General features: G+C 49.2%; 8 protein-coding genes. 1 reads left to right on the forward strand and 7 read right to left on the reverse strand.

Annotated features, from left to right (window positions below; all coding sequences use genetic code 11):
• From QZT80_RS18850 to rhaT, 6 genes are all read right to left on the reverse strand, one after another.
• On the reverse strand, positions 1-2,498 hold a 2,498-nt coding region (locus QZT80_RS18850; RefSeq protein ID WP_295125630.1), incomplete at its 3' end, for a glycosyl hydrolase.
• A 142-nt stretch (positions 2,499-2,640) separates the two neighbouring features.
• Complete coding sequence (locus QZT80_RS18855) at positions 2,641-4,014, reverse strand: FGGY family carbohydrate kinase (protein ID WP_295125632.1); 1,374 nt, start codon at positions 4,012-4,014, stop codon at positions 2,641-2,643.
• A 22-nt stretch (positions 4,015-4,036) separates the two neighbouring features.
• On the reverse strand, positions 4,037-5,311 hold the full coding sequence (locus QZT80_RS18860) for a TIM barrel protein (RefSeq protein WP_295125636.1): 1,275 nt from the start codon (positions 5,309-5,311) through the stop codon (positions 4,037-4,039).
• A gap of 14 nt (positions 5,312-5,325) precedes the next feature.
• Positions 5,326-5,640 (reverse strand): L-rhamnose mutarotase, encoded by a 315-nt coding sequence (gene rhaM, locus QZT80_RS18865; protein WP_295125639.1) that lies wholly within the window; start codon positions 5,638-5,640, stop codon positions 5,326-5,328.
• A 19-nt stretch (positions 5,641-5,659) separates the two neighbouring features.
• Positions 5,660-7,777, reverse strand: coding sequence for a bifunctional aldolase/short-chain dehydrogenase (locus QZT80_RS18870; protein ID WP_295125642.1), 2,118 nt, complete (start codon positions 7,775-7,777; stop codon positions 5,660-5,662).
• 19 nt (positions 7,778-7,796) lie between these two features.
• Positions 7,797-8,885, reverse strand: a complete 1,089-nt coding sequence (gene rhaT / locus QZT80_RS18875) for an L-rhamnose/proton symporter RhaT (RefSeq protein ID WP_295125645.1) — start codon at positions 8,883-8,885, stop codon at positions 7,797-7,799.
• A gap of 179 nt (positions 8,886-9,064) precedes the next feature.
• Here rhaT and QZT80_RS18880 point away from each other — a divergent pair, with 179 nt between their 5' ends.
• On the forward strand, positions 9,065-10,096 hold the full coding sequence (locus QZT80_RS18880) for a substrate-binding domain-containing protein (RefSeq protein WP_295125648.1): 1,032 nt from the start codon (positions 9,065-9,067) through the stop codon (positions 10,094-10,096).
• Positions 10,097-10,266: 170 nt separating this feature from the next.
• Here the strand turns inward: QZT80_RS18880 and QZT80_RS18885 are convergent.
• On the reverse strand, positions 10,267-11,757 hold a 1,491-nt coding region (locus tag QZT80_RS18885; RefSeq protein ID WP_295125651.1), incomplete at its 5' end, for a glycoside hydrolase family 2 protein.

Genomic DNA, 11,757 nt, shown 5'->3' on the forward strand with positions numbered 1-11,757 from the left:
TCTTTATTCTTCAGGCTCACATCTGGTTTGAGTTGAATTTCAGCGAGTGCTTCTTCAAGACTCATATTGTTTAACAACAGTCCGTTCCCGTATTTACGCTTTTTCTGCAAGCGGTCGGCACCCCACATGGCATAAGCAAGTTTAGCTACCTGCTGGTCGGCCTGCGGGTAATTCTGTAAGCTGGGCGAGCGTTTGGGGGCCGGGCCGTATACTACGGCGCCCTGCTGTACGAGGGTGCTTATTTTTTGCAACAGTTCAGGGCGCATAGTTTCCAGTTGTGGCAGAACCAGCATGCGGTAACTAACACCTTCCGGCAGTACCAGGCGGCCGCCTTTTACGGATAACCTGTTCAAAATCACTTCCGCGTTCATATAGTCGTAACCGTAACCAACAGGCAGTTCCGGAATGCGAACGCCTGTCATTTTCGGCGCATCTTCCCCTATAAAATAAGCGATATCATTTACCGGTTTACCTTGCTGCAGCAGGTAATTACAACGGCGTATATAATCAATAAAAGCCTTGCCCTGCGTGAACCAGGTGTTATTACGGTTAAACTCCGTACCAAACCAGGCGTTTACACCCGGCAGCCTGTCCTCAAAAGGTTGTTGTATAAAAACATGCAAAAGGGTGTTGTTGATACCTTCAGTGAACGACCAGTCGCCACGTTTCTTCAACAGCGCAGGGTAACGGGCATATGTTTCGCCGCCGGCAGTAAACGATTCGGCCGCTACCTTGGTTTTACCATAGATGTGTGCGGACGACGAAGCCGCTTTGCATTCGATATTTCCCAGTTCACCTTCGTTCCAGAATTCACCGCCTATTTCATCCGCCTGTCCGCCATACTTCAGGAACTCCGACGGGAAACCCCAGTGGCCGTAGTTTTCCAGCCAAACTTTAAGACCGTCTTTGTGGCTTTGCTGACGTAAACCACCAACATATTCGTAAGCCACCCTGTCTGCCACCAGGCGGCGTAAGTCCCAGAGGAAACGATTGCTCTGATCGGCCGAGCCGGTAATGCGGCCCGTAAGGACAGGCAGCCATGGCAAAGGATCGTAGCCGTATTGCTGTTTAAAGGCTTTCGCCATATCGTCCGTCCAGTTTTGAGAACCGGTTTCGTAACTATCGGCCACTACCCATTTAAGCGCTTTACGTTCGCCTGCGGGTATGCTATTCCTTATTTTTCCAATGAACTCCTGGTAGTGGTGTTGAATGGGCGCGCGGTTGATTTTGTCGACCTCCAGCCCCATGCCCTCGGGGGTGGCCGGAGCGTTGGTTACCGTAGTAGGCAACATGCCGTAGCGCACCACCAGCCAGTTACCTGCGGGTGCGTCCCAGTTCAGCGTACCGTCTTTACCGAGGAACGCCGAGATATTTTTTACCCGGTTGGGATTGACCACCAGTATACTATCTTCCGGTTCCGCCTGCTGCGGCCACTGGTATTCGTTCCATAGAGGTAAAGGCGTCTGGAACATCTTCGCCAGCTGTTTATCTTCAAACCATTCCACCCGCGGTGCCGCCAGCAGTTTGATTTCCGCAAAGCCTGTATTACCAGCGTTCTTTAATACTAAACGAAAACGTTTAGCTGTGGTTGCCGGGAAAGCAATACTTACCGGTGCATAAGGTTTAAAACCTACATTCTTCGCGGGATTGGTACGATCGAAATGAAAAGAGGTAATGCTATCGTAGTTCTTGCCGTTCTGCACCTGTAATACGATATCCGCCCGTGCGGGACGTTTAGAGGGGTAGATAACAAGGCTTCTCGCTGTATAAGCTTTCGCTACGTCAATATCCAGTATAATGGGACAGTTCTTATATACGATCTCAATATCTACGTCTTCTTCCGTATTCCCATCCATCAGCCCTTCTATGTTTTTAACGGTAGCATTAGAACTGAGTTTGGCCTGATGCGCTGCTATTTCATCCTGGTCGCCGGCGGGCACGGGGAAAGCCAGTACAGCCACATCCTGGAACGATTCACCGGGTGATGACAGCTGCTGTTTAATTTTACCCGGGCCTTTCACACGCGCTTCGCTGCTGGCCAGGTAACGCATCGACTGTTCCGGTTTAATCCATGGGCCACCGCTCTGGCTCCAGCCCGGACTGTTAAACAGGCCAATATCGATCCCGAGTTTGCCCGCAGTGCGTATAGCCGACCGGGTTATGTCATACCATTCTTTGGAAAAGAGTTTTACTTTACCGTAGGCCAGTTCCTTTTCGCTAAGACCAATGTTACCGATGAAGGCCCTTCCTATGCCTACTTCCGCCATCGACTCCAGGTCCTTCTCTACCCCTTCTTTCGAAATATTATCGTTCAGCCAGTACCAATACACACTTGGTTTTACGCTATCGGGCGGTGTTACGAATGACTGTTGTAAAACGGTGGTAGCAGCAAACTTAGCCGCCGGCTGCTGAGCAGATAAGGTAACGGGGAGAAGCATACAACTGATTAACAACAGCTGCGCCATTTTGCTCACAATAGCGGTCTTTAGGGTTCTCATCGGTACAGTTATAATTTATAATACTTTGTAATATTACATTCTTTCTTTGGCAATTCAAAGTAGATCAATCCATTATAATGTCAAAAACACCGGCAACGTGCTGATAACAGGCACATTACCGGTGTTTTATATTCAGGCGGCGCTAAATCGCCGCGTTGTGTGTTAAAGCGTAATACTTTAGCTCAATCAGGTCGTTAGGCAGGGCTTTACGGTTCCAGGAACTATGGATAGCCAATGCGGCGCCCATAGCGGTTGCCTGGGCCATAGAGGCGGCGAATATTTCCATTTCAGGGAACATGGAGGCCAGCAGGTTCATGTAAATCACGTTTTTGCTAAACCCGCCGTCCACAAAAATCCTTTTCACTTTCGTGCCTTTTAATACCAATTGGGTAGAACTGAACTGGCGGTCGGCAATATCGAGCATCAACTGGTGATAAGCCTCTACGTCCGTACCAAACTCACTTAAATCACGGGCACCGAAGGCAGTAATGCCTGTATGGGCTTCCACAGTATGCTTTTCCCGCAGTGCAGCCATCATCGCCGGATCGTAATCCACCGAACGATAACGGATGGTAGGCTGGTTAAAATGTTCAGCAATGCGTTTTACCTGCAGTTCATGCTCATACCCTGCGAACAACCTTGATGATTTCACTGGTTTGCCCTGGAAGGTCATGTAACACAGGCAGTCCTGCTCCAGCTCCGCCTCTGTAAGCGGCGAGCTGTTAAAAGGATTCATACTGATGCACCATGTGCCGGTAGAAATAAGTATAAACGGCTCGTGGAAGCTCACCAGGTAAGGGATAAGCGCGGCCGAACTGTCGTGCAGACCGATGCCTATCGAGTAATTATTACCTGGAAACACCGCAGGCAGTACTTCATTCGAAGGCATCAGCGGCGCCATTTTGTCCGTCAGCTTTTCCTTTTTCACCCAGCTATGGTAGGCATTTTTCTGGAAGTCCCACAAGTTGGTATGGCAGCCAATGCTCGTAATATCCGAACAGGGCACGCCCGCGAGCAGATAACTCATATACTGTGGCAGATGCAGCGCGTATTTAACCTCATTGCAAAGTGCCGGCCTTTCGTGTTTCAGGCGGTACAATTGCATCCCTGAGTTAAGACTGCCTAGTACGGGCGAAGCGGTCAAAGCCGAAAAGGCGGCCTCTCCCCCGTAGTTTTTATAGAACTGTTCTTTTAACGGCTCCGGGTAGGTTTTCAGGTAATTATACAGCGGTGTGAGCGGCCTTCCATCTTCATCTATGTACACCAGGCTGGCGCCGTAGGTGCTAAAGTTAATGGCCTTTACCTCTATATCTTTCCGTTTAAACACCTCCCGCAGCGAGTCGAACACCGATAATCTCAGGCTTTCCAGGTTTTCGCAGGGATCGCCATCTTCATCGGTTGTTTCTGTAAACCTTGCAGTACGTTCAAAAACGATCCTGTACTGCTCGTCAAAAAGAAACAGTTTTTTGTTGGTTTTGCCAACATCAAATATCGCTATTACCGGTTTCCTGGTCATTCGTCCATTTCGCTTTGCGCAGCTACAGTCCGGTAGCCACCGTTTTCAAACCCCTTTCTTTGATGAGGTGTTCTCTTACTTTTTCGGCCCTGTATATGCCAAGCGGGCTTAAAGCGCCACCTGCACGTAAACGGGCTTCGGCTACCAGTGCGCGCACGTCTGTACGGAAAGCGTGTTGCAGCACTTCCTGTGCGGCCGCCACATCGCTGTTCTGCTGGGCTTCCTGCAATTTCCTGCGGTCAACCAGCAACGCCTGGGCATAAGTAAGCATAATAGCTTCTACGGACTGCAAAAGGTCTTCCAGCGGGTCTTTTACATTATGCGAAGCATCGATCATCCAGCCTAAACCGGTAGCGTGATTCATGCCTCTTGCGTCCATACCTTCCACGAGTTCGTTGAAAATAAGGAACAACTGGTAAGGTTTGATCGCACCTACGGTGAGGTCATCGTCGCCGTACTTGGAGTCGTTGAAGTGGAAACCACCCAACTTGCCTTCCATGAGCAGCAGGGAAACGATTTGTTCGATGTTTACGTTAGGGTGATGGTGACCAAGGTCAACCAGGGTATACGCTTTAGGCCCCAGTTTATTCGCGTATAACAGCGACTGTCCCCAATCTCCTACCGTTGTTGAGTAAAAGTTCGGTTCAAAGGCTTTATACTCAACGAACATTTTCCAGTCGTCCGGCAAAGCTTTGTATATCTGCTCCAGGCCACTGAGCGTATGCTGGAAAGCCTGGCGGAAGTTGAGCTGTCCGGGAAAGCAGGAACCATCGGCTAACCATACGGTCAATGAGTCGGAACCCAGTTCTTTACCATAATGGATAACCTCGATATTGTGATCGATAGCCTGCTGGCGTACTTCCTTCTTCACATTTTGCAGAGAGCCGAATTTGTAGCTATGCTCCTGGCCCGGCTGGTCCTGGAAAGTGTTAGAGTTCATCGCATCGAAACGAATACCATGTTGTGCGGCCAGTGCTTTGATGTGCGAAGCGTTCTTCGGAATATCCCATGGAATATGTAAAGAGATGGCACCGCTGCTCTGGTTAAGTTTGTGCAGCAGTCCGATATCTTCAATCTTTTCTTCTAGGCTGCGGGGCTCGCCACCACCGGGGAAACGGCCGAAGCGCGTACCACCAGTACCAAGCGCCCAGCTTGGAATGGCCACCTGGAAGGCCGCCAGTTTATCAAGGATGTCTGCTGTATTTTTTACTTCACCAGCAATAAAATCAAATGCACGTTTATGCGCTGCCAGTTGTACCTGGTTATGTTCGTCTATCTTATATTTTTCTATTTCCATAACGGTCGTGAAATTTATTGGAGATAAAATACTTCTTTTAACGGAATTGACACGGGAGAATTATCCGGGTTGGTATCCATGATGTCGCTCATGTACTTCCACCACCGCTGCATCACTGCTTCAGCAGGCAGTTTACCGAGTTCCGACTGATCTTCCACTTTCAGGCTGGCAAAGAGAATATGCGTTTCTTCATCCAGAAAAATCACATAGTCGCTGATGCCCGCCGCCTTCAGCAAACCTTGCAGTTCAGGCCATAGTTCATCATGCCGTTTCTTGTATTCTTCCGCCATTCCCTGCTTCAGCTTCATTTTTGACGCTATGCGTTGCATACCTGTTCGTTTTTAAGGATTATCTCACAAATGCCATCGCCACACCACCATCTACGTTCAGCACGTTACCGGTAGCCTTGTTCAAAAGGCCGCCTACGAACGCGAAACAAGCATTGGCAATGTCTTCGGGCAAAATGATCTCGTTCAGTAAAGTACGTTTGGCGTAGAATGCAGGCAGTTCTTCCACCTTTACACCATAAGCTTTCGCACGACCTTCGGCCCATGCACCGGCCCATATTTTACTGTCAGAAATTACCGCATCCGGATTCACCGTATTTACACGGATGTGATCTTTACCCAGTTCCGCTGCATTCAGCCTGCTCAGGTGCAGCTGCGCCGCTTTTGCAGAACCGTAACCCGCGTTATTAGGACCAGATACCAATGCGTTTTTGCTCACGATGTTCAGCACATCACCGCCTATGCCCTGCTTACGCATTACTTCCACACCGCCCTGTGTAACCAGGAACTGGCCTTTTACCAGTACATCATAGAGGATATCCCAATCCTGCTCGGTATGTTCTTCGATAGGTTTAGAAATGGACAGACCCGCACAGTTTACCACAATATCGATACCGCCAAAGGCCAGTGCCGCTACATCGTACGCTTTTCTGATCGTAGCCGATGATGTTACGTCCAGCAAAGCGGCTGCGTAAACATCTTTACCATATTGTTTTTCAAATTCTGCCTTTGCAGATTCGAGGCGTTGTTCATCATTGTCGTTGATCACCACCACGGCACCTTCATCTGCGAATTTCTTAGCGATAGCTTTACCGATACCACCGGCGCTGCCTGTAACCAGGGCAATGCGGCCAGAAAGGGCTTTGGGTTTGGGCATACGCTGCAGTTTCGCTTCTTCGAGCAGCCAGTACTCGATATTAAAAGCCTCCTGCCGCGGCAATGAAGTGTAGGAAGAAATAGCCTCCGCACCTTTCATTACATTGATCGCGTTGATATAAAATTCTGCCGCTACCCGCGCTGTTTGTTTATCCTTTGCAAAGGTGAACATGCCTACGCCGGGGAACAGGATCACTACCGGGTTCGCATCGCGTACGGCAGGACTGTTCGGGTGTTTACAGGCATTGTAGTAGCCGGTGTACATAGCGCGGTATTCATCGAATAAAGGCGCTATTTTCTCCTTGATGGCCGTTACATTGCTCAGGTCTTCCCCGGCAGCCAGGTTCAATACCAGCGGGCTGATTTTCGTACGCAGGAAGTGGTCGGGACAGCTGGTACCCATGGGCGCCAGGCGGTCGAGGTCTTTAGAGTTGATGAACTCCAGTACGCGCTCATCATCTGTAAAGTGACCTACCATTTTAGTTTGAGAAGAACAGTAACCGCGTAACACCGGTGCCAGTGCAGCCGCCTGTGACAGCCTTTGCTCTTTTGCCAACGATTGCAGTTTAGCGCCGCCAAATACGGGGCCCTTTTTACCAGTATGTTCTTCGAGATATTCTGCACAGCGCTCGATTACTTCCAGCGTGTTCATATAACTTTCGTAAGCCGTGTCGCCCCAGGTGAACAAACCATGAGAGCCGAGCATGATGCCGCGGATACCAGGGTTTTCGTCGAGACATTGCTTCAGTTTCAGGCCGAGGTCGAAACCAGGGCGCTGCCACTCTACCCAGCCGATGGTGCCGCTAAACAGTTCCTGGGTGATCTTTTTACCGTCTTTAGCAGCTGCAATGGCAATCGCTGCATCCGGGTGCAGGTGATCGATATGTTTAAAGGGAAGGAAACCATGGAGCGGCGTATCGATAGAAGGCGCCTTAGAACTGAGGTCATAAATGCAATGGTTAAATAACTCCACCATCTCATCTTCATGCTCTATACCACGATAAACATTCTTCAAACTACGCAGCCTGTCCACGTACAATGCCGCCAGCCCGCTACGCTTCAGTGTGCCGAGGTCACCGCCGGAGCCCTTCACCCACATTACTTCCGTGCTTTCACCCGTAAGCGGATCTTTGGCCATGGCCTTGCAGGATGTGTTACCACCGCCGTAGTTGGTAAGGCGAAGGTCTGCACCCAGCAGATTAGAACGATAAATAAGCAACGCGACCTCGTCGCCCGCCATAGTGGCGGCCGTGGCTTCATCCCACAGATAGCTGACGTGCTTGAATGTTGATGTAACGGACATTTTCTATTATTTAATTTCGTTAATGACTTGTTGGAGATGGTTTCAGGTAATTGCCGTAGCCTACGATCAATACCGAGGCCAGGATGACTAATATGCCAATAATGATAGTCGTTTTTGTTTTCTTGCTTACTCCTTTCCATTCGTTCAGCGCCAGGCCCCAGGCATTGGCGATAAGGATGATAAAGGCCATATGTAATATCCAGGAGCTGGCACCATTACCCAGGCGGCTTTCGCCCATGCCGTAGAAAAAGAACTGCAGGAACCAGGTGGTACCGGCCAGTGCTGAAAACAGGTAATTTTTAAACAGCGGTGTTTTGTTATTAGTATAGTCCCCGAAGGTTTTGTTGCGGGCATTGAGGATCATACACCAGATAAAATTAGTAGTAAGACCGCCCCATAACAGCACTACGTATATTACGTTGTTGCGGTACAGAAACTCCCCTTCACCCGGATGTTTCGCCGTCCATAAGTCGTTGGCTACGGTGGACATAGAGGAACCGGCCTCAATACCGAAGCTAAAGCAGGCGCTCAGCACACCGGACACGATAGCTACTGCCAATCCCAGCCCTATTTTGAACTCCTGGCTGGCAACCGATCCTTTTGCGAGGTCCTTGTCCTTCATGGCACCCGCTTTGCCGCAAATGATGATACCAATTACGCAAACCAGGAGTCCCAGCAGTACGCATTGGCCCCAGGCATTGCTAAACAGGTGGGTAATGGTGTCTTTACCGCCAGTAGGAACGATATCGTAATAAATGGAAGGAATAATAGACCCAAACACCGAACACAAGCCAAGGATGATCGAACTGCCGAGCGAAACGCCCAGGTAACGTACGCCGAGCCCATAAGTAAGGCCGCCAATACCCCAAAGCACGCCCATGATGTAAGTCCACTTCAGTACGGAGAAGTCGGTAGCGCTAATAATGTCCGCGAAGTTGGGGATCGTTAAGTACGCTGCCACAGGAGGTACGATCAGCCAGGAGAACAGGCCGCCGATGATCCAGTAGCTTTCCCAGCTCCAGCCTTTTACTTTTTTAAAGGGAATATAAAAACTACCTGAGGCGAACCCGCCTATAAAGTGAAAGAAAATACCTAAAATGGCTTGCATCGTGGAAATTTATTGGCTATATGAATTAGTAATTTTTCTAAAAGTATAAAAACGGTGTTTTTCAACCGTCATGGACTGTCATGCCCCACCGGGGAGATATTTTACAATTATTTTAGTATCATTGTACTGAGCGCCCAGCGAACGCAAAACGACCAATAATCAAACCCGGGGAAAGGACGATGAAGCAGCATCCTATATTTAAATACTTATTTATCGACGATTTTTCGGCCACGCCGAAGTATTATCAACTGGCGAACTCTATTATTAAAGCCATTGCCGATAAGAAAGTGCAGCAGGATGATGTTTTACCATCCATTAACGAGGTAAGTTACGTTTTCGAGATTTCGAGAGATACGGCTGAAAAGGCCTATAAATACCTGAAGGGGCTCGGCATTTTGGGTTCCGTACCCGGAAAAGGCTATTACGTGCAGAACGTAAGCCATGGCCAGCAATACAAAATCCTCCTGCTGTTCAATAAACTGAGTGAACACAAAAAGATCATTTACGATTCGTTTGCAAGCGCATTAGGCGAGCATGCAGGTATTGACTTCTACATTTATAACAGCGATCTGGCGCTGTTCAAAAAACTGCTCAGCCAAAAACTCAGCGATTACACCCACGTAGTAATACTCCCCCACTTCCGCGAGCGCTGGGACAACGTGGATGAGATCATTAACAGTGTGCCTAAAGAAAAGCTCATCCTGCTGGATAAAAGACTGAAAGCCGTTACCGGCGAATACGGCGGGGTATACGAGAACTTCCAGGAAGATATTTACAATGCCCTGGAGCAGGCGAAAGATAAACTTCAGAAATACCAGACCATCAAGATCATTTTTCCCGATAATAGTTATTACCCGGAAGAGATCCGCCAGGGTTTCCTGCAGTTTTGCCAGAACTATGCATTTAACGGCAAAGTGGTGAGTGAAATTGAAGAAGAAGAGATCAGTCGTGGCGATGTATACATCAACCTGCGCGAGAACGACCTGGTGGTACTTATCGAGAAGATAATATCGCTCCACCTGACTATCGGCAAAGACGTGGGCATTATCTCCTATAATGAAACACCATTAAAAAAGCTGATCCTGAACGGGCTAACCACCATTTCTACTGACTTTAAGATGATGGGCGAACTGGCAGCCAAAATGGTACTGGAGGGCACAAAAGACCAGATTGAGGTGCCATTTTACCTGACGATGCGGCCTTCGTTGTAGAGTGGATCATTTTTTAAAAATACAACACGCTGCTGTTTTATCTCCGCCGTATTTTCCGCCATGTCGCGGCAAATCTTCTGCTTATCAAGGCATGTTGGAGGAAATGGTGACAAGCATCAACTTTTTTGGGGGCATAAAAAAGCCGGTCGTTACTGACCGGCTTCTCCTTTTTATTTAATGACCACCAGCGATGGTACGTACAATTTCTTGTGTACTTCGAACAGCGCATTTACAGGATTTTTAATCACTTTACGATCGTAAGTCATTAACCCGTTGATCTCTACTTCCACATCGGTGGTTTGTGTATACACCGCGGCAGACAAGCCTTGTTTGATCAATGACTCCAGCCTCACCGTGAAGTCGGTGTAGCGCTTCAGCAAATCGCCGGGCGTTTTAAAGCTCTGGTATCCCCAGTTGTCTTTCTGCTGCCATACGTGGCCTTCAACTGGCAGGCCCAGACCGCCGAACTCGCCTAATACGATCGCACGTTTGTCGCCGTAAATAGCAGGATCGGGCATAGCTGGTTCGGGGTAATTGTGAAGGTCGATAATATGACCGGTTGGGTGGAAATTACCACCGCTCGCACTGTTCACCAGCCGGGAAGGGTCTTTCTTCATCGTCCATTCTGTAATTTCCTCGGTTTTAAACTGCCCCCAGGCTTCGTTGAACGGCACCCATACCACGATAGAAGGGTAGTTATGAAGTGTGTTCATAATCACTTCCCATTCTTTGCGGTAGTAACCTTCAGAAGCAGCGTCGCGTTTCTGATCGGTGCCGCGGCCAATAATCGCCGGACGTTGTTCCCAGCCGTTACCAAGGTCGCCGCTTGGCATATCCTGCCATACCAGCATACCCAGTTTATCACAATGATAGTACCAGCGTGCCGGCTCCACTTTAATATGTTTACGGATCATATTAAAGCCCATTTCTTTTGTTTTAATTACGTCGAACACCAGTGCTTCGTCGGTGGGAGCGGTAAACAAACCGTCGGGCCACCAGCCCTGATCCAGCGGGCCGTATTGAAATACGAACTTGTTGTTCAGCAGCATGCGGTAGATGCCTTTGCTGTCTTTGGCCATCGACGATTTACGCATGGCGAAGTAACTCTGCGCCTCGTCGGTCACCTTGCCCTTACGCACAAGCGCTATCTTCAGGTCGTACAGGAATGGACTTTCGGGCGACCAAAGTTTAGGATTTGCGATTTTAAGCACGGCAGTAGCTCCTGCTTCTACTTCCTGTTCTGCCACCTTTTCGCTGCCGTTCCAGGCAGATAGGCGAACTTTATCGCCTGCCGCAGCGCCTTTAACATCGGGCGTTACGGTTAAGGTTTGTGCGTCAATATCCGGTGTTTGTTTGGTGCCGCTCAGGTAGGCCTGCGGTACCGCTTCGATCCAAACCGTTTGCCAGATGCCTGTCACCGGCGTGTACCAAATGCCATGAGGTTTGCGCACCTGTTTACCACGTGGCTGTGTGCCCTCGTCGGTAGGGTCCCATACGCTCAGCACGATCTCCTGGTTGCCGCTTTTTTTCAGCAACGCAGTTACATCAAAGCTGAATGGATCGAAACCGCCCTCGTGTGTTCCGGCCTCTTTGCCATTCACCAGTACCTTCGTTTTCCAGTCTACTGCGCCGAAATGAAGCAGTATACGTTTGCCTTTCAT

The sequence above is a fragment of the uncultured Chitinophaga sp. genome (assembly GCF_902168175.1).
Lineage (GTDB): Bacteria > Bacteroidota > Bacteroidia > Chitinophagales > Chitinophagaceae > Chitinophaga.